The following is a 19,137-nucleotide window of genomic DNA, read 5'->3' on the forward strand; positions in this document are numbered from 1 at the left end:
AATCGGCACTACCCGCCCGCTGCCGCCTCCTCCTGCGCCCAGTTGGACATAATCCGACGGTTCTTCGAGGTGTCCAGCTGCATGGCGCCCATGGCTATCTGCTGCACCAGTTCCTCTCGCCGCTCTCCAACCAGCGCGACGATGATTATGGCGGCAGCCTGAAAAACCGGATGCGCCTGCCGCTGGAGATTTTCGACGCGGTTCGCGCCGCGTTCCCGGCGCACAAGCCGGTGACGATGCGAGTATCGGGCACCGACTGGGTCGAAGGTGGCTGGGACATCGAGCAGACGGTCGCATTTGCCAAGGCGCTGGAGGCACGCGGATGCAGCGCCATCCATGTGTCGAGCGGCGGCCTAGACCCGCGCCAGGATATTCCGGTGGGGCCGAGCTATCAGGTGCCGCTGGCCCGCGCGGTCAAGCAGGCGGTCAACATGCCGGTGATCGCCGTCGGCCTGATCACCGATTTCGAGCAGGCCGAAGCGATCATCGGCACCGGCGACGCCGACCTGATCGCGATCGCCCGCACCATCCTCTATGATCCGCGCTGGCCCTGGCATGCCGCCGCGCATCTGGGCGCTTCGGTGAAGGCCGCGCCGCAATATCTGCGCTGCCAGCCGCGCCAATATCGCAATCTGTTCGACGCGCCGAAGGGCTGAAACGAAAAACGGGGCCTTTCGGCCCCGTTTATCCTGGCACAGCCGATCCGATTATATCGGTTCGACTGTACCAGTTCTTATTTTGCGCGTTTTCAGAGTCAGCAGGCGATCCCGCCTGCTTCGAAAACGCTTTATACCAACCGGCTCTGCTTGACCGCCGCTTCGATGAAGCTGGCGAACAGTGGGTGCGGGTCGAACGGCTTGGACTTGAGTTCCGGGTGGAACTGCACGCCGACGAACCAGGGATGGTCGGGCCGCTCGACGATTTCAGGCAGCGTGCCGTCGGGCGACATGCCTGAGAAGATCAGGCCACCCTTTTCCAGCGGTTCGCGATAGCCGGCATTGACTTCATAGCGGTGGCGGTGACGCTCGCTGATGTCGTTGCTGCCATAGATGCCGGCGACGACGCTGTTGCCCGCAAGCTTGGCCGGATAGGCGCCCAGACGCATGGTACCGCCCAGATCGGTTTCGGCGGTGCGCTTCTGCAGGCCCTCCGCGCTCATCCATTCGGTGATCAGGCCGACGACCGGCTCGCTGGTCTCGCCGAACTCGGTGGTCGAGGCATTCTCGATCCCCGCCGTGTTCCGCGCGCCTTCGATGCAGGCCATTTGCATGCCGAGACAGATACCGAAGAAGGGCACGTCGCGTTCGCGCGCGAACTTGACCGACGCGATCTTGCCTTCCGACCCGCGCACGCCGAAGCCGCCGGGGACGAGAATGCCGTGCATCGGTTCGAGGCTGGCGGCGAGATCGTCGCCCTTCTCGAACAGTTCGGCGTCGATCCACTTGATGTTGACCTTCACCCGGTTGGCAAGGCCGCCATGGTGCAGCGCTTCGTGCAGCGACTTGTAGGCGTCGAGCAGGCCGACATATTTGCCGACCACGCCGATCGTCACTTCGCCTTCGGGATTGAGCTGGCGATCCATGATGTCGGTCCAGCGGTCCATCGACGGCGCGGGCGCATCGGTGATGCCGAAGGCGCGCAGCACTTCATTGTCGAGACCCTCGGCATGATATTGCTCGGGCACGGCATAGATGCTCTTGGCGTCGAGCGCCGGAATGACCGCCTCGGGACGGACATTGCAGAAGAGGGCGATCTTCTTGCGCTCGCTCTCGGGCAGCGGATGCTCTGCCCGGCACAGCAGGATGTCGGGCTGGATGCCGAGCGAGGTCAGCTCGCGCACGCTATGCTGGGTCGGCTTGGTCTTCAGTTCGCCCGCCGCCGCAAGATAGGGCACCAGGGTCACATGGACGAAGATCGACTGGCCGCGATCCAGATCATTATGGAGCTGGCGAATCGCTTCCATGAAGGGCAGCGATTCGATGTCGCCGACGGTGCCGCCGATTTCGCACAGCACGAAGTCCAGATCGTCGGTCTCCGCCGTGGCGAACGCCTTGATCTCGTCGGTGACGTGCGGGATGACCTGGACGGTCGCGCCCAGATAGTCGCCGCGCCGTTCGCGCTGGATGATGGTCTGATAGACCCGGCCCTGGGTGACATTGTCCGACTGGCGCGCCGACACGCCGGTAAAGCGTTCATAATGGCCAAGATCGAGGTCGGTTTCCGCCCCGTCGTCGGTCACATAGACTTCGCCATGCTGATAGGGCGACATCGTGCCCGGATCGACGTTGAGATAGGGGTCGAATTTCCGGATTCGCACGCGATAGCCCCGCGCCTGCAACAGCGCTGCCAAGGATGCGGCCATGAGGCCCTTACCAAGCGAGGAGACCACGCCGCCGGTGATGAAAATATACCGCGTCATGGGAGAAGAGGCTTAGCCTTATACAAACGAGTTGAGCAAGCGCGCGAATCCGCACGCTCGCAAAAAATATGGCGATGAACGACGAAAAGGTCAGTTAGCGAGCGGAACTGCGCCGTTCGCTGCCGAACCATTGCCGGCGGCACTGGCCGCACCGGCCAGCGGGTCGGCGTTGCCGGTCGCGGGCGCCGGGGCCTGCGTGGCGGGGGCCGACTTGACCAGCGAGGTGTCGATGTCGCCGCCTGCATGACGGACCGAGGCGATGACCGCCAGGGTGATCGACAGCAGGACGAAGATGGTCGCCAGGATCGTGGTCGAACGCGTCAGGAAATCCGCCGCGCCGCGCGCCGACATCAGCCCGGCCGGGCTGCCACCGACGCCCAGACCGCCACCTTCCGACTTCTGCATCAGAATGACGGTGACCAGCAGGGCAGCGACGATCGCCTGCACGACGAGAAGGAAGGTGAACATGCGGGTTCTTTTCTGTCCAATGAAGGAATGCGTTGGCGCGCACATAGCGATGATGGGCCGCCGGGGCAACCGGCGAGCCTGTCGATATGAACGAAGGCATGGATGAGGGCGCGTGCAGAGGGTGCTGCGGATGGCTTGCAATGGCCCATATAATCAAGTCTGAACAGTGAAAGAACCGTTCGGGCTGAGCGAAGTCGAAGCCCTCGGCCGAGCGGAGCGAGGCAATAGCTTCGCCTTCGCTCAGCAGCGCCCTTCGACTTCGCTCAGGGCGAACGGAGTGAAGATAGCCAGCCCCTTCAACGCACAGCCAGCAACGAGCCCGACTCGCATCAGGCCAGAATGCCCCCTCTTCCGCACGAAGAGAGGGCGTTCGGCATCAATCCGCGGCGGCGATCACCGGTTCGAACTTGGCGGCCGACAGGCTGGCGCCGCCGACCAGGCCGCCGTCGACGTCCGGCAGGGCAATGATCTCGGCGGCATTGTCGCCGTTCATCGATCCGCCATAGAGGATGCGCATGGCGTCGGCCTGGTCCGGGCCGATCCGGCTGGCGAGCGCAGCCCGCAAGGTGGCGTGCATCGATTGGATCGCCTCCAGCGTCGGGATACGGCCGGTGCCGATCGCCCAGATGGGTTCATAGGCGACGGCCAGCCAGTCGGCGCTTGCGCCTTCGGGCAGCGAGGCGAGCAACTGGGCGGTGACCACTTCGTCGGCATCGCCTGCATCGCGCACGGCGAGCGTTTCGCCGACGCACAGGATCACCTTCATGCCCGCGGCATGGGCGGCGACCGACTTGGCGGCGACATCGGCGTTGGTCTCGCCGCGCGTCTCGCGCCGTTCGCTATGGCCGGTGATGACCCAGGTCGCCCCCGCCTCGATCAGCATCTCCGCCGACAGCGAGCCGGTATAGGCGCCGCTCAGTTCCATATGGCAGTTCTGGGCGCCGATGAAGGCTGCGCCCTTCAGCTGCGACCCGGCCATGATCAAAGTGGCCGGCAGGCAAAGCCCGACTTCCACCGCCGGATGCTGCGCGGCGAGCTTGCCGATCGCCTCCACCTCGTCGAGATGCGCGCGCATCCCGTTCATCTTCCAGTTGCCGACCACCAGCTTGCGCCTGCTCATCGGTCCATGTCCCCTTGTGATTATTGCTGCACGTGCCCGCAGCGGGTCCCCACGGCATGCGCCGCGTCTCCTGGTTCCGCTTTCAGGCAATCAAGCCGATGGACGGCGATGCAGCATTTGTCCAGACCGTCCGCCACGGCCGCACTTGCCGCCGGGTCGATCCGCCCCTAAAGCGGGCCGCCATATCGCCGCATAAAAACCGGACATTCTCATGCTCTCTGTCTTCCGCAGTTTCATCCGTTCCAAATTCGGCGCCCTTTTCGCGATCCTCTTTCTGGGGTTGATCGCGGCGGCGTTCATCCTGGGCGACATTTCCAGCGGCAAGTTCGGGACCGGCCTTGGCGGCGGCGACACCGTCGCCAAGGCCGGCGGTTCCAAGCTGCGCATGAGCGAGTTGCAGGACCGCATTCAGCGCGTGTTCGAAAATGCGCGCCGCGAAAATCCCGGCATGCAGATCGGCGATTTCTTTGCCCAGGGTGGCGGCAAGCAGGTGTTCGACCAGCTGGTCGCCGCGCTGACGCTCAAGCAGTTCGCCAGCGACCAGGGCGTCCATATCAGCAAGCGGCTGGTCGATGCGCAGATCGCGCAGATCCCCGCCTTCCAGGACGCGGCCGGCAATTTCAGCCAGGATAATTTCCGCGCCCTGCTGCAGCGCGAGCGGATCAGCGAACAGTCGCTGCGCGACGATATCAGCCGCGAAATCCTGCAGCGCCAGCTGCTGGCCCCGGTCGGTCTGGGCGTGAAGCTGCCCGACAGCGTGGCGCTGCCTTATGCGTCGCTGCTGCTGGAGGAACGCCAGGGCACGATCGCCGCGATCCCGGCCGCCGCCTTCCTGGACGCCAAGGAGCCGACCGACGCGCAGGTCGCCGATTTCTACAAGAAGAATGCCGCGCGCTACACCATCCCGGAACAGCGCCGCATCCGCTATGCCGTGATCGACAGCGAGCGTTTCGCCCAGGCGGCCCAGCCGACCGAGGCGGAAATCACCGCCGCCTACAACCAGAACAAGGCGGCCTATGCCGCCAAGGAAAATCGCAGCGTCGAGCAGCTTGTGCTGCCGACCCAGGCCGCCGCCAAGGCGATCGCCGACCAGGTGAAGGCCGGCAAGACGCTGGCCGCCGCCGCACAGGGCGCGGGCCTTGCCGTGTCGACCCTGACCGACCAGAGCCGCGAGGCGCTGGCCGCCACCGCGTCCAAGCCGGTCGCCGACGCCGCCTTTGCCGCCAAGCAGGGCGAACTGGTCGGCCCGGTCCGTGGTTCGCTCGGCTGGATCGTGCTGCGCGTCACCGCGCTCAACAATGTCCCGGCCCGTGCGCTGGCTTCGGTGCGTGATGAGATCATCGCCACGCTGCGCACCCAGAAGGAAAAGCAGCTGCTGACCGACTTCACCGGCAAGATCGAGGACCAGATCGCCAATGGCGGCACCTTCGAGGAAGTCGCGAAGGATAATGGCCTGAAGCTGGAAACCTCGCCGCTGCTGGTGTCGAGCGGCAAGCAGGTCGAGGACGAAACCTATCAGCCCAACAGCGACCTGCAGCCGCTGCTGGCGCCCGTCTTCGCGATGAGCGCCGACGATGACGCCCAGCTGGTGCCGATCACTGCCGACAAGCGCTATGCGCTGGCCGCGCCGGGCGACATCGTCGCCCCCGCCCCGCCGCCGCTCGCCAAGATCAAGCCGCTGGTCGTGGCCCAGTATAAGCTGAGCCAGGGCTATGAGAAGGCGCAGAAGGTCGCCGAGGACATCCGCGCCAAGGTCGCCAAGGGCACCAAGCTGGCCGATGCACTGGCCCAGGCCGGCGTCAAGCTGCCCGCCCCGCAGGTCGTGGGTGGCCGTCGCGCCGACCTGATGCGCGGCCAGCAGCGCCCGCCGGCCGAAATCGCCATCCTCTTCTCAATGGCCGCCAACAGCGTGAAGACCCTGCCGATCGGCCAGGATCGCGGCACCTTCGTGGTGCAATTGAACGCCATCAAGCGCGGCGACGCCGCCGGTCAGCCCGAATTGCTGAACCAGGTCCGCACCCAGCTGGGCGACGTCGTGGGCGAGGAATATGGCGCCCAGTTCGAGCGCGCGATCGAAAAGGACATGGGCGTGACCCGCAAGGCGAACGCCGTGGCCGAAGCCCAGAAGGCGCTGTCCGCCACCAATAGCGGCGAGCAGTAAGATGGTGGCGCAGGGGGGAATGATGGACGGCACCGCCGTCGCTCGCGCGGCACTGGCACAGGGCCGTTCGGGTCTGGTGTGGCGGCGGCAGATTGCCGACACCGACACGCCGATTTCCGCTGCGCTCAAGCTGTTCGAGCCGGACCGCGGCGACTTCCTGCTGGAATCGGTCGAGGGCGGCGCGGTGCGTGGCCGCTACAGCCTGATCGGCCTGGCCCCCGACCTCGTCTATCGCGCCGAGGGCGCCAAGGGCGAGATCAACCGCCAATGGGCGACCGATCGCGACGCCTTCGTCCCCGCCGAACAGGATGCGTTGCAGGCGCTGCGCGCACTGGTCGCCGAATGCCGCGCCGATCTGGACCCCGCCCTGCCGGCCGCGCTCGCCTGTCTGGTCGGCTATTTCGGCTATGAGACGGTAGGCCTGGTCGAAAAGCTGCCCCGCCCGGCCGCCAACGACATCGCCCTACCCGACATGCTGTTCGTGCGGCCGACCGTCATCCTGGTGTTCGATCGCCTGGCCGACGCCCTGTTCCTGGTCGCCCCGGTGTGGAAGGATCAGGCTGCCGACGCCGACAAGGCGATCGCGCAGGCACTGGAACGGATCGACGCGACCGCCGCGCGCCTGGCCGCGCCGCTGCCGGCCGTGCCCGCCCCGGCCGACATTGCCGAGATCGACGTGACGCCGGTGCTGGAACCGGGCCGCTACGCCCAGATGGTCGACCGCGCCAAGGACTATATCGTCGCGGGCGACATCTTCCAGGTGGTGCTGGCGCAGCGCTTCACCAGCCCCTTCACTTTGCCCCCGATCGCGCTCTATCGCGCGCTGCGCCGGATCAATCCGTCGCCCTTCCTCTATTATCTCGACCTGCCCGGCTTTGCGCTGATCGGGTCCAGCCCGGAAATCCTGGTCCGCGCCCGCGATGGCGAAGTGACGATCCGGCCGATCGCCGGCACCCGCCCGCGCGGCAAGAATGCGGTCGAGGACGCCGCCAACCGCGCCAGCCTGCTCGACGATCCCAAGGAACGGGCCGAGCATCTGATGCTGCTGGACCTGGGCCGCAACGATGTCGGCCGCGTCGCCAGCGCCGGCAGCGTCACCGTGACCGAAAGCTATACGGTCGAATTCTACAGCCATGTGATGCACATCGTGTCGAACGTGGTCGGCCGGCTGGCACCGGAGAAGGACGCGATCGACGCGCTGTTCGCGGGCTTCCCCGCCGGCACCGTGTCGGGCGCACCCAAGGTCCGCGCCTGCGAGATCATCGCCGAACTGGAGCCGGAAACGCGCGGCGCCTATGCTGGCGGCGTCGGCTATTTCGGACCGGACGGCAATATGGACAGTTGCATCGTGCTGCGCACCGCCGTGCTGAAGGATGGCGTGATGCACGTCCAGGCCGGTGCCGGCATCGTCGCCGATTCGACCGCCGAATATGAACAGCGCGAATGCGAGGCCAAGAGCGGCGCCCTGCTCGCCGCCGCGCGTGAAGCCGTCAGCCTGGCCAAGCAGGCCGGCTACGGGCAGTAACCACCTTTAACGACAGGCCCGCCAGCCCGTCGCGCCGCGTTCCGCCTGGTCGAGGTGGAAATGATCGCGATGGGCGGCATTATAGTCGGGCGAGAGCACGGTCGAGAAGAGGTCGCAGGCGCCATCGCGCACGTCACGCAGGAAGGCGGCGTCCTTGCCCTCTCCCTTCCAGTCGCCGACCACGCTGATCCGGTGGCCATCGGCCAGCACGAAGCCCGCGACATCGATCGCGTCGGCCGTGGCATGTTCGCTGAAGTCCCCCTGGCTGCGGCCATACATGCGCCGGCAGCTATAGGAACCGAAATGGGTGATGGAGCGCACCGGCTGGCCGAACAGGCGCTGGGCGGCGGGCTGCACCACCTGCCATTCCCAGACGCGCAGGGCGGCAACTACCGGGCAGGACGGCGCCACCCCGGCGGGTGACAAGGCGATCATGTCCTTTTCCGCCTTCAGCCGGACCGCGTCGGCATAGTCGCACTGCCCCTCGCCCCCGCCCGGCTTCATCGCCGTATAGGCAATGCCTGCCCGGTCGAGCAGCGCCAGACATTGCGCCCGGTCGCCGGTCAGCGCGGCAAGCTTGCGACCGGTGAACAGGCCGACCGGCTGCGACAGGTCCAGCCTGGTCCAGGGCAGATCCTGCGGTCGCTGGCGCAGCAGCGCATAGCCGACCCAGAGCAGGCCAAGGATGACAGCGACAATGACAAGGGCACGAAGGGTCAGATGAAGGCGGCGCATCCCCTAACCACGCCGGACCTGCCGCATTGGTTCCGACGTGACCGGATAGCCCAGATGCGCCGGGATGCAGAGATGCGGCTCGCCGTCGCGCTCCTCGAACCAGGGGCGCACCTTTTCCACCGGGATGCTGCGCGCATGGGCGGCGAGCGCGTCGAAACTGTCATATTGCGCCAGCCGTTCCAGATTGCGACGGGTCGGGAAGATGACATGCCCCTCGCCGCCATCGGCACGGGCGATGGTCGCGGCGGCGCTGCTCCAGAACAGGCGGACATTCTCGGTCGCGTCGACGCTTGCCTCCTGCCCCAGCGGCGCGCGGGCGAGATAGAAGCGGGTGTCATAGACACGGATCGCCTTTTCCCGTGTAGACGGGTGCCAGCGGGCGAACGGCACCAGCGCATCCAGCGCCAGGGCGATGCCGCGCGGCGCCAGAAGATCGCCGAGCGGCGCCCCACCGAGCAGGCCCGCGCGAATCGCCGACACGGTCGCGGCATCGACAGACCCCGCCAGGCCGACGCCCAAACCGCTTTCCTCGATCGTCTCGCGAATGGCGGCGATCCGCGCAGCGACCTCGTCACTGGCCAGATCGCTAGACATACTGGCGGCCAGCGCCCGATCGCTATCATCGACGCCACCGCCCGGAAAGACCAGCGCACCGGCGGCAAAGGCCATGGTCGCGGCCCGTTCCATCATCAACAGGTCGGGCGCTGTCCCCGGCCGGTCGCGCACGATCACGATCGTCGCTGCGGGGCGGCCCGCGTCATTCTCTTGGCTCATGCCCCGGTCTAGGCCGCATCCGGCGGGGCGGTAAAGCCCCGCCCCGGCCAGAGGCGTCAGGCGGCCATCAGCGGAAGGCCGACATAATTTTCCGCCAGCGTGCGCTGCGCCGCCTGCGACCCGCGAATATAGTCGATCTCCGCCGCCTGGATGCGGCGGGCAAAACCGTCCATGTCGGGGAAGCGGTGCGTGATCGAGGTGAACCACCAGGAAAAGCGCTCCGCCTTCCAGACGCGCGCCAGGGCACGGGCGGAATAGCCGTCCAGCCCGGCATCCGATCCGCCGCGATAATGGTCGACCAAAGCCTCGCTCAGCATGATGACGTCCGACGCGGCAAGGTTGAGCCCCTTGGCACCGGTCGGCGGCACGATATGGGCAGCATCGCCGGCCAGGAACAGCCGGCCCCAGCGCATCGGTTCCGACACGAAGGAGCGCAGCGGCGCGATCGACTTCTCGAAGCTCGGCCCGCGGGTGACGCGCGATGCGGCGTCGGGGCCAAGGCGCAGGCAAAGCTCGTCCCAGAAACGGTCGTCGGACCAGTCCTCGACCTGCTCGTCGAGGCCGCACTGGATATAATAGCGGCTGCGCGTGGGCGAGCGCATCGAGGCGAGCGCGAAGCCGCGCTCATGATTGGCGTAGATGAGTTCATGGTCGACGGGCGGCACATCGGCCAATATGCCGAGCCAGCCGAACGGATAAACGCGCTCGAACGTGCGCAGCACATGGGCGGGGATGCTGTTGCGGCTGACGCCATGATAGCCGTCGCAGCCGACGACATAGTCGCATTGCAATTCTTGCGCGACGCCATCCTGGCGCCAGCGGACCACGGGATGATCGCCGTCCAGTTCCTCCAGCGTCACATCCTGCGCATTCCAGACGATCTCTACGCCGCGCTCCGGCGCCGCCTCGAACAGGTCGTGCATCACCTCCTGCTGGCCATAGACGGTGACCGCGCTGCCGCCGGTCAGCGCCGCCATGTCGATGCGGAACAGCGAACCGTCGAGCGAAATCTGGGTGCCCCCATGGACCAGCCCCTCGCGATCGAGCCGGCTGCCGAGGCCCAGTCGATGCATCAGGTCGGTCGTCACCTGTTCCAGCACGCCGGCACGCACCCGCCCCTCGACATAGGCCCGGTCGCGCCGTTCCAGCACGACAGCGGCAATGCCCTCCGCCGCGAGCAGATGGGCCAGGAACATGCCGGCCGGGCCGGCGCCGATAATGGCTATGCTGGTGCGCATTCGCATCCTCTCATGATCCGGGCGCGCTGACGGCGCCCCTGTTTGTCCGATGCGCCCATCGTATCCGCACGGCCGGCGATGGACATGGGCGCACCAGCCTATTAATTGGACAATTCATCAGCCCCAGCGCATCCCGACGGGACCATGCCCGATGTCGAAACAGTCCTTCCCGACCTTCTATCTTTATGGTGAACCCCACAGGCTGGTGGCGGAGGGCTTCGTCCATGTCGAAACGCTGGACGATCGTTCGCGTCCCAGCGAATGGACGATCAAACCGCATGCCCATAGCGAGCTGAGCCATATCTTCCTCATTACCTCGGGCGGCGGCGCGATGGAGGCGGATGGCGCGGAGCTACGCTTCGTCGCGCCCAGCTTCCTGCTGGTGCCGGCCACCGCCGTGCATGGCTTCAAATGGCTGGAGGAAACCGCCGGCTTCGTCATCACCATGGCGGACGCCTATCTGCAGGATCTGGGCCGCCATGGCCCGGAACTGACCGGCCTGTTCGAGCGGCCAGACGCGATCGAGATGAGCGCGGCGCAATTGCCGCCAGTCGAACGGCTGGTGGCCGATCTGATGCGCGAACTCAGTTGGTCGGCGCCGGGCCACCGGGCGGCGGTCGATGCGGCGATGCTGTCGCTGCTGGTGACGGCACTGCGCCATCGCAGCGCCGCCGTCCATGCCGCCCCGCGCGCCGGACCACATGCGTCGATCGTGGCGCGGCTGCGCGAACGGATCGAGCAGCGCTTCCGCCTGCGCGAACCGGTGTCGATCCATGCCGCCGCGCTAGGCGTCAGCCAGACCGCGCTGCGCGTCGCCTGCGCGCGGATGGCGGGACGATCGCCGGCGCAGATGCTGGACCAGCGCGCCCTGCTCGAAGCGCAACGGGCCCTGCTCTATTCCAACCTGTCGATTGCCGAGATCGGCTTTTCGATCGGCTTTGCCGACCCGGCCTATTTCAGCCGCTTCTTCCAGCGCAACATGGGCCTGTCCGCCCGCGCCTATCGCGAGGCACAACAGGGCACGAACGGATAAGACACGCCGCCCGCCCTAGGCATGACGATCAGGACTGGCTGGCTGCGCCGCCCAGCAAGGCGTTCGCCACGTCGCGGGCATTGGCAGCAAGTTCGTCATCAGGCAATTCACCGGCCGTCCAGAAGGACAGCACACCGCGAAAGCCGAAGGCCAGATGCCGTGCCAGGGCGGGCAGCGCCGGGTGTCCTTCAACCAGGCCTTCGCCAGCACCGATCGCCAGGGTCCACAGCGCGGTGGACTGCGCCAGCACTTCGCCATGGGTCGGCCCCGGCGTGCCGAGCCACCCCATCACCGCCCGATTCACGCGCGGTTCTTCCAGCATCAACTCGACCACCGTGGCGACCGCCAGCAGCACGCGCTGGCCGGCATCGTCGAGCCGCGGCTTGTCCGCGAAGCGCTGGGTCGCGGTGGCGATCCGCCGCGCCGACAGGGCGTGCATGATCGCGGCCTTGCTGCCGAACTGGTTGAAAGGCGTGGCGAAACTGACGCCCGCTTCGGTCGCCAGATCGCGCATCGAAAATTCCGCCTTGCCGTCGCGCAGCAGGCGTTCGGCCGCGTCGATCACACGATTGCGCACAGGTTCACCACGCGAACCGGTCGAGGGGGGCTTGATGGACGTCATATTGCTATCTATATCATGATATAGTTGATGTTCAAATCATGGAGTAGGCCATGTCGGCGCTGATCCCCAAGACTTTCCTGATTACCGGCGTCAGTTCCGGCCTGGGCCGGGCCTTTGCCGAGGGCGCGCTGGACGCCGGCCATGCCGTCGTCGGGACCATGCGGCACTCCAAGGATGCCGACGCCTTTGCGGCGCTGGCGCCCGGACGCGCGCATCCGCTGCAGTTGGACGTGACGCATCTGGACGCGATTCCGGCGGCCGTGGCGGAGGCCGAGCGGCGCGCCGGGTCGGTCGACGTGCTGGTGAACAATGCGGGCTATGGTCATGAGGGCGTGCTGGAGGAATCGTCGATCGACGATCTGCAGCGCCAGTTCGCGGCCAATGTGTTCGGCCCGGTGGCGATGATGAAGGCGGTGCTGCCCGGAATGCGCGAACGGCGGCGCGGGCATATCGTCAACATCACTTCCATGGGCGGGTTCATCACCATGCCCGGCATCAGCTTCTATTGCGGCAGCAAGTTCGCGCTGGAGGGGATTTCCGAAGCGCTGGGCAAGGAAGTGGCGCCGTTCGGCATTCATGTGACGGCGCTGGCGCCCGGCCAGTTCCGCACCGATTGGGCCGGGCGGTCGATGGACCGCACGCCGCGCAGCATCGCTGATTATGACGCAGTCATGGACCCGATCAGGGCGGCGCGTCAGGCCAAGAGCGGGCAACAGCCGGGTGATCCCGCGCGCGCGGCGCAGGCCTTGCTGGCGCTGGTGGAGGCGCCGGCACCGCCGACGCGCCTGCTCCTGGGCGACGATGCGCTGGGCCTGGTCGAAGGCAAGATGGCCGCCATGGAAGCAGAGATCGCGCAGTGGCGCGAACTGTCCCGCTCCACCAACTTTACCGCATAAGCGCGGCGATCGCCCGCCAACCGAAAGATACAGACCATGTTTGGAATAACGCCCCTGGGCTGGGTGCATACGCTCGGCAGCCTGCCCGCCATTCCGCTGGCGGCCTATATGTTTGCGCGCCATGGCCGAATCATGCCGCGAACGGCACCGGGCATCGCCTATCTCATCTTCATGCTGATCGGTGCTGGCACGGTGTTCCTGGTGGCGCATCAGTCCGTCAGCTACGGCATCGGCACGGTGACGATCCTGCTGCTGATCGCCGGCTATGGCGTGGATCGCATCCGCTTTCTCGGGCGGGCGCGGCGCTATCTGGAAACCGTCTTCCTCAGCCTCACGGCGTTCCTGCTGATGGTGCCGACCGTGACCGAAATCCTGCGCCGCGTGCCGGACGGTCACCCGTTCGTCACCGACCTCAAGTCGCCCTTGCTGCTGGGATCGCAGGCTGTACTTCTGGCAATGCTGATCCTGGGCCTTGCCGCCCAGTTGATTGCCCTGCGCCGGCAAAATGGCAGGATCTCCTGATGATGACCGCAATGGCCCGCTTGCTTGCACTTCCCCTGTCTGGGCTGGCGCTGATCGGCGCTGCGGCACCCGAAACGCGTTTCGATATCAGCCTGCCGGCTGCGCTGGGCGACGACCCATCGGGGCGACTGTTGCTCTTTGCTGCACCGCTGAGCGCCGACAATGGCAAGAGCGAGGATATCGACATCTATGGCCCCGACGACGCCCGCATCTTCGTGGCGGGCCGCGATGTCGCCAGTTTCGGGCCTGATCGCACCGTGAGCATCGATGCCGAGGAAAGCGCGTTTCCCAAGGGATTGGCGGGACTGGCGCCGGGGGACTATCGGGTGCAGGTCGTGCTCGATCGCGATGGCGACTATAATTATGGCGGGCGGGGGCCGGGCGACCTGGTCTCGAAGGTGGTGACGTTGCGCCTGCCGCTAGGCGCCAGGCCGTCGATTGCGCTCGATCACAGACTGCCGCCGGTGGCCGGACAGTTCGACGTCACCGGCCTGCCGCCGCGCGCCGCCGAGCAGATCACCGCGTCGCGCCCGCATCTGCACGACGAACAGGTCGTATCGAAAGTGCTGACCCGCTTTCGCGGCACGCCGCAGAGTGTCGCCGCCTGGGTGCTGACCCCGCCGGGCTATGATCCCCATGGCCGCGTCACCTATCCCACGGTCTATACGGCCGGTGCGTTCGGCACCAATCACCGGGTGGACGGGCAGCAATTGTCGCGCATCTGGCATCTGATGGAGACAAAAGCCATTCCGCCGATGATCTGGGTGACGCTGGACTTCGCCTCGCCGACCGGCACGACCGAATTTGCCGACAGCGTCAATAATGGTCCCTGGGGCGAAGCGCTGACGCGCGAGATCATTCCAGCGCTCGAAAGCCGCTATCGGATGGATGCCAGGCCCTCGGGCCGGTTCCTGACCGGCCATAGTTCGGGCGGCTGGTTCGCGCTCTGGGCGATGGTGCGCTATCCCGCCTTCTTCGGTGGAAGCTGGGCCTCGTCACCCGATCCGGTGGATTTCCGGCATTTCATCGGCGTCGACCTCTATCAGCCGGGGGCGAACATGTATCGCGATGCCAATGGCGTGGCCCGTCCGCTGGAACGCGCCCATGGCGCGGTGAAGACGACGATCGCGCAGGCGGCGGGGATCGAGACGGTGCTGGGGCGCGACGGCGGCCAGTTGCGATCCTTCGACTGGACCTTCTCGCCGCGCCGTGCGGACGGGACGCCGGCGCCGCTCTTCGATCGGGTGACGGGCGCAGTCGATGCGCAGGTCGCGGCCTATTGGCGGGACAATTATGATATCGGCCACCGGATCGAGACCCAATGGCCGCGCCTGCGCCATGATCTGGACGGCAAGGTCCATGTCATGGTCGGGACCGCCGATTCCTACTATCTCGACGGTGCCGTCCATGATCTGGAGGCTGCGTTCCGCAAGGTGGGAGGTCGTGCGGAATTCATCTATGTCCCCGGCGCGTCGCACAGCATCAACGAAGTCTATGCACGGGACGGCGATCGCAACGCCTATTACCGGGAAATGGCGCAGGCCATGTATGCGGTGGCGCGGCCATCAGGGGCCACAGGCGGGCGCTGAAGCGAAATCCGCTGGCGGGCGGGAGGGGGAGGCGCGGTCCGGTTTGACGCCCGGACGAGGCGCGGCTACCGCGCGGGGCATGATCGTTCTGCTCTCTCCCGCCAAGACGCTCGACTTCGAGCGCGCGCTGCCGCCCCTTGCCGTCACCACGCCGCATTTCGCCGAGGAAGCGCGCGGGCTCGCCAAGTCGGCCGCCAATCTTTCGCAGAAGCGGCTGGCGGAACTGATGCATATCTCGCCGCGCCTGGCCAAGCTCAATGCCGACCGGTTCCGGGACTTTGCCGAGTTGCCCGAACGGCAGGCGCTCTATGCCTTTGCCGGCGACGTCTATTCCGGTTTCGAAGTGGACACGCTGGACGAGGCGGCGGTGGCCTTTGCGCAGGATCATGTGCGCATGCTGTCGGGGCTTTACGGGCTGCTGCGTCCGCTGGATGCGATCCGTCCCTATCGGCTGGAAATGGGCACGCGCTGGGCACCGCGGCACAAGAAGCTGACCGACTGGTGGGGCGATCGCATCGCCGCGCTGCTGCGCGCGCAGGCCGCGGAAGAGGGGTCGGGCGTCGTCCTCAACCTGGCCAGCCAGGAATATTTCGCGGCGGTCGAGAACAGGCTGGACGGCCTGCGCGTGATCCATGTCGATTTTCGCGAGCCGGGGCCGAACGGCCCGCGCTTCGTGAGCTTCAACGCGAAGCGGGCACGCGGCATGATGGCGCGCTGGATGTGCGAACATCATGTCGCCGATGTCGAGGCCATGCAGGGGTTCGACAGTGACGGATATCGCTTCGATCCGGCCGAGAGCGACGCCGACCATTGGCGCTTCATGCGCGCCTGAGCGGCGCAGGACATCTGCCGCGAGGCGGCCCGCATGATGCCGCTTGCATTCCCGACAAGGCCAAGGCACCCCGCCCGGATGCACATGGATACAGATCTGGAAACCGCTCTGCTGGGCCCTGTCATCCCTGACCGGTCCTGCGGCGATTGCACCATGTGCTGCACCATTCTGACCGTCGACACGCCCGATTTCAAGAAAACGGCGGGCGCGCCCTGCGCGCATCTGGGCGAGCAGGGATGCAGCATCCATGCGGTGCGCCCGCATATCTGCCGGACATGGTTTTGCGCATGGCGCCGGGTCCAGGCCATGCCCGATGAAGCCCGTCCGGACCGGTCCGGCATCCTGGCGTCGATCGATTTCGTCCGCGAACCGCGCAACTGCTTCGAAGGCGTATCGATCATGGTTCGCATGCTGCCCGGCAGCGCTGCGATCGAGAATGGCATGGCCGGCGCGATCCTCGACAGTCTTTGCGATCAGCTGGTGCCCGTCTGGTTCAGCGACGGATCGCGGAAGATGTTGATGCACCCCGATAATGAGGTCGCCGCCCTCGTCCTGTCGGGGGACGCCGCCCCCGCCCACCTGCGCGCCGAAGTCGCCGCCTGGCGCGCGCGTTACATGAGCTTTTCATCCAAGGCCTGACACCGGCCCCGGCAAGCGCCGGTCGCCCGGCCGGTCATGTGGGACGCGGATGGCCCCTACCGCCGGCACATTGCTTGTGCCATTGATCGATCCATGACGACGCTGCGCCTCTCCGCCGAACCACGTCCGCTCGGCAAGAGCGGCATTTCCGTCTTTCCGATCGCCTGGGGCATGTGGCGCCTGGCCGGCGAGGATATCGCCGAGGCCCGCGCCAGGGTGGAGGCGGCACTGGACGCCGGCATCACCCTGCTCGACACGGCGGACATCTATGGCTGCGACACACCCGCCGGTTTCGGATCGGCCGAAACGCTGTTCGGCCAGATATTGGCGGATGCCCCTGAACTGCGGCACCGCATGATCATCGCCACCAAGGGCGGCATCCGACCGGGCATCCCCTATAATAGCGGCGCAGACTATCTGGCCGAGGCCATCGATGCGTCCTTGACGCGAATGGGCATCGACCGGGTCGATCTCTACCAGATCCATCGCCGCGATTTCCTGACCCATCCGCAGGAAGTCGCCGCCAGCCTGACCCGCATGGTCGAAGCCGGCAAGGTACGCGCGATCGGCGTGTCCAACTATGCGATTCATGAACTCGACGCGCTCCAGACCTTTCTCGACCTGCCGATCGTCAGCACCCAGCCCGAATTTTCCGCGCTGCGCACGGCGCCGCTCCATGACGGCACGCTCGATCAGGCGATGGCGCGCGACATGGCGGTTCTGGCCTGGTCGCCGCTGGGTGGTGGTCGCCTCGCCAAGGCGCTGCACCCGGCCGCTGTGATGCTTGCAGATCAGGGCGAGCGCTATGGCGTCGATATCACCGCCGCCGCCCTGTCCTGGATCATGGCGCATCCCGCGCGCCCGATTCCCATTGTCGGCAGCCAGTCCGCTGCCCGCATTGCCCGCAGCATCGATGCCTTCAAGGTCGAATGGACCCGCGGCGAATGGTATGCGGTGCTCGAAGCGTCGATGGGAGAAAGGCTACCCTGATCCGCCCGTGCGAGATCGCGATCTTGCCATGCTGCCCGATGATCATGGGGTGCGCCGGCCGGTGGCGTCCGGTCCGCACAGCCAATGCCACACGGAACAGTTCGTTCATTTCGAAGGGAAATGGTGGAGCCTAGGGGGATCGAACCCCTGACCTCGTCATTGCGAACGACGCGCTCTCCCAGCTGAGCTAAGGCCCCAAAGGTGGGCTGCCTATAGGCGAGGGATTTTCGCCTTGCAACGGTCTTTTGCGCAAAAAATCGCCGCCTTTCCTGATCTCGATCAAGAGCCCCGGAAATCGGCCCTTTCCGCCTTCGACAGGGCGGTTGAAAGGCGCGACGTTACCCGCCCGTAACGCCCGGAACGATGGGCCGCGCCACCCATTGATGGCCTGTCGGTGCAACACGCACGCACCACCGGAGGGCGCGATCCTCCGACAAGCACAAGGAGACGGACCATGGGTTATCAAGGCGGACGCCGCTATGGCGGCGATGATCGCTATTCGACCGACTGGGATCGCGGCAACGACCGTTATAATGATCGGTACAGAGCGTCGCGCGACGAGCGCGCCTATCGATACGGCATGCGCGGCCAGTTCAGCGGGCCGGGTGCCCGCCCCTATCCCCAGGGCTATGATCCCGACGAACGCGGCTTCTTCGACCGGGCGGGCGACGAGATTCGCAGCTGGTTCGGCGATGACGAGGCGGAACGCCGCCGCGAATATGACGAATATTATAATCGCCCCTATGGCGACCCGCGCGACCAGTCGAGCCGGCTTGGCTATGCCTCGGCCGCGCGCAGCGACTATCTGCCCGGCCGTGGCTTTGCCCCCTATACCGGGGAGCGCAGCGGCTATGGCAGCGAGGACCATGGCTATCGCAACCGCGCCTTCGGCCCGCAGCAGGACTATGGCGCGCATCATGACAGCAATTATTATAGCTGGCGCCAGCAGCGGATCGACGAACTGGACCGCGACTATGCCGAATATCAGCGCGAACATCGCGATCGCTTCAACAGCGAGTTCGGTACATGGCGCACCCGTCGCGGCGAGCAGCGCCAGGCGGTGACGCAGGTGCGCGAGCATATGGAAGTGGTCGGCAGCGATGGCGAGCATGTCGGCACCGTCGACAAGCTGCGCGGCGACCGCATCATCCTGACCAAGAGCGACAGCGATGCGGGCGGCGTCCATCACTCCATCCCCTCCTCCTGGATCAAGTCGGTCGATGCGACCAAGGTGACGCTGGAGAAGAGTGCGGATGAGGCCCAGCACGCCTGGCGCATCGAGCGCGAACAGCAGGCGCTGTTCGGCGATCGCGACGATACCCGCGGCACCTATGGCGCCGGGTCGTCGACCAATTATGAAAAGAGCCGTTACCGCTAAGAGTCTGTTTTGACATGCGCCTTTGGCGCATCCGCACCCGCCCACACCCCCACCCGACCTCCCATTCAGGATACACTCTGTGGGTGGTCGGGTGGGGGTGTGGGCCGGTGCCGCGTCCGAAATGCGCTCTTTCGCGCATTTCGAGAAAAAGTCCGAACAAAGGCAACTACATGAAAAGGCCCGGCCGCGATGCCGG

At 66.1% G+C, this 19,137-nt stretch carries 18 protein-coding genes and 1 tRNA gene; 11 read left to right on the forward strand and 8 right to left on the reverse strand.

Annotated features, from left to right (window positions below; translation table 11 throughout):
• On the forward strand, nt 1-656 hold a 656-nt coding region (locus AC0KVN_RS12740; protein WP_483656138.1), incomplete at its 5' end, for an oxidoreductase.
• 131 nt (nt 657-787) lie between these two features.
• On the opposite strand, the gene AC0KVN_RS12745 is transcribed toward AC0KVN_RS12740, so the two are convergent.
• The 3 genes from AC0KVN_RS12745 to tpiA form a co-directional block, all read right to left on the reverse strand.
• The gene (locus AC0KVN_RS12745; protein ID WP_284111665.1) at nt 788-2,419 is read right to left on the reverse strand and encodes a CTP synthase; all 1,632 of its coding nucleotides are present in this window, start codon (nt 2,417-2,419) and stop codon (nt 788-790) included.
• Nucleotides 2,420-2,509: 90 nt separating this feature from the next.
• A complete protein-coding gene (gene secG, locus AC0KVN_RS12750) occupies nt 2,510-2,887 on the reverse strand; it encodes a preprotein translocase subunit SecG (protein ID WP_004211256.1) in 378 nt (125 codons plus the stop codon).
• A gap of 376 nt (nt 2,888-3,263) precedes the next feature.
• On the reverse strand, nt 3,264-4,007 hold the full coding sequence (tpiA, locus tag AC0KVN_RS12755; RefSeq protein ID WP_435567384.1) for a triose-phosphate isomerase: 744 nt from the start codon (nt 4,005-4,007) through the stop codon (nt 3,264-3,266).
• Nucleotides 4,008-4,218: 211 nt separating this feature from the next.
• Between tpiA and AC0KVN_RS12760 the strand changes: the two genes are divergently transcribed.
• Both AC0KVN_RS12760 and trpE read left to right on the forward strand, forming a co-directional pair.
• On the forward strand, nt 4,219-6,168 hold the full coding sequence (locus AC0KVN_RS12760; protein ID WP_483656139.1) for a peptidylprolyl isomerase: 1,950 nt from the start codon (nt 4,219-4,221) through the stop codon (nt 6,166-6,168).
• 22 nt (nt 6,169-6,190) lie between these two features.
• Nucleotides 6,191-7,693: an anthranilate synthase component I gene (gene trpE, locus AC0KVN_RS12765; protein WP_435567443.1), complete on the forward strand. Its 1,503-nt coding sequence runs from the start codon at nt 6,191-6,193 to the stop codon at nt 7,691-7,693.
• 6 nt (nt 7,694-7,699) lie between these two features.
• On the opposite strand, the gene AC0KVN_RS12770 is transcribed toward trpE, so the two are convergent.
• From AC0KVN_RS12770 to pobA, 3 genes are read right to left on the reverse strand one after another with little or no spacing between them, the layout of a single operon-like run.
• Nucleotides 7,700-8,428, reverse strand: a complete 729-nt coding sequence (locus AC0KVN_RS12770) for an extensin-like domain-containing protein (protein WP_435567383.1) — start codon at nt 8,426-8,428, stop codon at nt 7,700-7,702.
• 3 nt (nt 8,429-8,431) lie between these two features.
• On the reverse strand, nt 8,432-9,202 hold the full coding sequence (locus AC0KVN_RS12775) for an NUDIX hydrolase (protein ID WP_435567382.1): 771 nt from the start codon (nt 9,200-9,202) through the stop codon (nt 8,432-8,434).
• Nucleotides 9,203-9,258: 56 nt separating this feature from the next.
• On the reverse strand, nt 9,259-10,440 hold the full coding sequence (pobA, locus tag AC0KVN_RS12780) for a 4-hydroxybenzoate 3-monooxygenase (RefSeq protein ID WP_435567381.1): 1,182 nt from the start codon (nt 10,438-10,440) through the stop codon (nt 9,259-9,261).
• A 151-nt stretch (nt 10,441-10,591) separates the two neighbouring features.
• Between pobA and AC0KVN_RS12785 the strand changes: the two genes are divergently transcribed.
• A complete protein-coding gene (locus tag AC0KVN_RS12785) occupies nt 10,592-11,473 on the forward strand; it encodes a helix-turn-helix domain-containing protein (RefSeq protein WP_333701503.1) in 882 nt (293 codons plus the stop codon).
• A gap of 28 nt (nt 11,474-11,501) precedes the next feature.
• Here the strand turns inward: AC0KVN_RS12785 and AC0KVN_RS12790 are convergent, their stop codons facing one another.
• Nucleotides 11,502-12,095, reverse strand: a complete 594-nt coding sequence (locus AC0KVN_RS12790) for a TetR/AcrR family transcriptional regulator (RefSeq protein WP_435567380.1) — start codon at nt 12,093-12,095, stop codon at nt 11,502-11,504.
• A 50-nt stretch (nt 12,096-12,145) separates the two neighbouring features.
• On the opposite strand from AC0KVN_RS12790, the gene AC0KVN_RS12795 reads away from it, so the two are divergent.
• From AC0KVN_RS12795 to AC0KVN_RS12820, 6 genes are all read left to right on the forward strand, one after another.
• Complete coding sequence (locus AC0KVN_RS12795; RefSeq protein WP_435567379.1) at nt 12,146-12,991, forward strand: oxidoreductase; 846 nt, start codon at nt 12,146-12,148, stop codon at nt 12,989-12,991.
• Nucleotides 12,992-13,027: 36 nt separating this feature from the next.
• Complete coding sequence (locus AC0KVN_RS12800) at nt 13,028-13,513, forward strand: hypothetical protein (protein WP_435567378.1); 486 nt, start codon at nt 13,028-13,030, stop codon at nt 13,511-13,513.
• A complete protein-coding gene (locus AC0KVN_RS12805; protein ID WP_435567377.1) occupies nt 13,513-15,102 on the forward strand; it encodes an alpha/beta hydrolase in 1,590 nt (529 codons plus the stop codon). Before AC0KVN_RS12800 ends, AC0KVN_RS12805 begins: the two co-directional genes overlap by 1 nt.
• A gap of 79 nt (nt 15,103-15,181) precedes the next feature.
• A complete protein-coding gene (gene yaaA, locus AC0KVN_RS12810; protein ID WP_037512850.1) occupies nt 15,182-15,934 on the forward strand; it encodes a peroxide stress protein YaaA in 753 nt (250 codons plus the stop codon).
• 78 nt (nt 15,935-16,012) lie between these two features.
• Nucleotides 16,013-16,573: a YkgJ family cysteine cluster protein gene (locus tag AC0KVN_RS12815; protein ID WP_435567376.1), complete on the forward strand. Its 561-nt coding sequence runs from the start codon at nt 16,013-16,015 to the stop codon at nt 16,571-16,573.
• A gap of 93 nt (nt 16,574-16,666) precedes the next feature.
• Nucleotides 16,667-17,563, forward strand: coding sequence for an aldo/keto reductase (locus AC0KVN_RS12820; RefSeq protein ID WP_010337440.1), 897 nt, complete (start codon nt 16,667-16,669; stop codon nt 17,561-17,563).
• 121 nt (nt 17,564-17,684) lie between these two features.
• Here AC0KVN_RS12820 and AC0KVN_RS12825 read toward each other — a convergent pair.
• A tRNA-Ala gene (locus AC0KVN_RS12825) sits at nt 17,685-17,760 on the reverse strand.
• A 257-nt stretch (nt 17,761-18,017) separates the two neighbouring features.
• On the opposite strand from AC0KVN_RS12825, the gene AC0KVN_RS12830 reads away from it, so the two are divergent.
• Nucleotides 18,018-18,941, forward strand: coding sequence for a DUF2171 domain-containing protein (locus AC0KVN_RS12830; RefSeq protein WP_159365586.1), 924 nt, complete (start codon nt 18,018-18,020; stop codon nt 18,939-18,941).
• Nucleotides 18,942-19,137 lie beyond the last annotated feature (196 nt).

It is taken from the genome of Sphingobium sp. SG1, assembly GCF_057063145.1.

Excerpts from the sequence above, each read along its gene's own strand:
- AC0KVN_RS12760 (WP_483656139.1), top strand. The coding sequence starts at position 4,219 with ATGCTCTCTGTCTTCCGCAGTTTCATCCGTTCCAAATTCGGCGCCCTT.
- secG (WP_004211256.1), bottom strand. The coding sequence starts at position 2,887 with ATGTTCACCTTCCTTCTCGTCGTGCAGGCGATCGTCGCTGCCCTGCTG.
- AC0KVN_RS12815 (WP_435567376.1), top strand. The coding sequence starts at position 16,013 with ATGCACATGGATACAGATCTGGAAACCGCTCTGCTGGGCCCTGTCATC.
- tpiA (WP_435567384.1), bottom strand. The coding sequence starts at position 4,007 with ATGAGCAGGCGCAAGCTGGTGGTCGGCAACTGGAAGATGAACGGGATG.
- pobA (WP_435567381.1), bottom strand. The coding sequence starts at position 10,440 with ATGCGCACCAGCATAGCCATTATCGGCGCCGGCCCGGCCGGCATGTTC.
- AC0KVN_RS12830 (WP_159365586.1), top strand. The coding sequence starts at position 18,018 with ATGGGTTATCAAGGCGGACGCCGCTATGGCGGCGATGATCGCTATTCG.
- AC0KVN_RS12770 (WP_435567383.1), bottom strand. The coding sequence starts at position 8,428 with ATGCGCCGCCTTCATCTGACCCTTCGTGCCCTTGTCATTGTCGCTGTC.
- AC0KVN_RS12775 (WP_435567382.1), bottom strand. The coding sequence starts at position 9,202 with ATGAGCCAAGAGAATGACGCGGGCCGCCCCGCAGCGACGATCGTGATC.
- AC0KVN_RS12745 (WP_284111665.1), bottom strand. The coding sequence starts at position 2,419 with ATGACGCGGTATATTTTCATCACCGGCGGCGTGGTCTCCTCGCTTGGT.
- AC0KVN_RS12800 (WP_435567378.1), top strand. The coding sequence starts at position 13,028 with ATGTTTGGAATAACGCCCCTGGGCTGGGTGCATACGCTCGGCAGCCTG.
- AC0KVN_RS12790 (WP_435567380.1), bottom strand. The coding sequence starts at position 12,095 with ATGACGTCCATCAAGCCCCCCTCGACCGGTTCGCGTGGTGAACCTGTG.
- trpE (WP_435567443.1), top strand. The coding sequence starts at position 6,191 with ATGGACGGCACCGCCGTCGCTCGCGCGGCACTGGCACAGGGCCGTTCG.
- AC0KVN_RS12785 (WP_333701503.1), top strand. The coding sequence starts at position 10,592 with ATGTCGAAACAGTCCTTCCCGACCTTCTATCTTTATGGTGAACCCCAC.
- AC0KVN_RS12795 (WP_435567379.1), top strand. The coding sequence starts at position 12,146 with ATGTCGGCGCTGATCCCCAAGACTTTCCTGATTACCGGCGTCAGTTCC.
- AC0KVN_RS12820 (WP_010337440.1), top strand. The coding sequence starts at position 16,667 with ATGACGACGCTGCGCCTCTCCGCCGAACCACGTCCGCTCGGCAAGAGC.
- AC0KVN_RS12805 (WP_435567377.1), top strand. The coding sequence starts at position 13,513 with ATGATGACCGCAATGGCCCGCTTGCTTGCACTTCCCCTGTCTGGGCTG.
- yaaA (WP_037512850.1), top strand. The coding sequence starts at position 15,182 with ATGATCGTTCTGCTCTCTCCCGCCAAGACGCTCGACTTCGAGCGCGCG.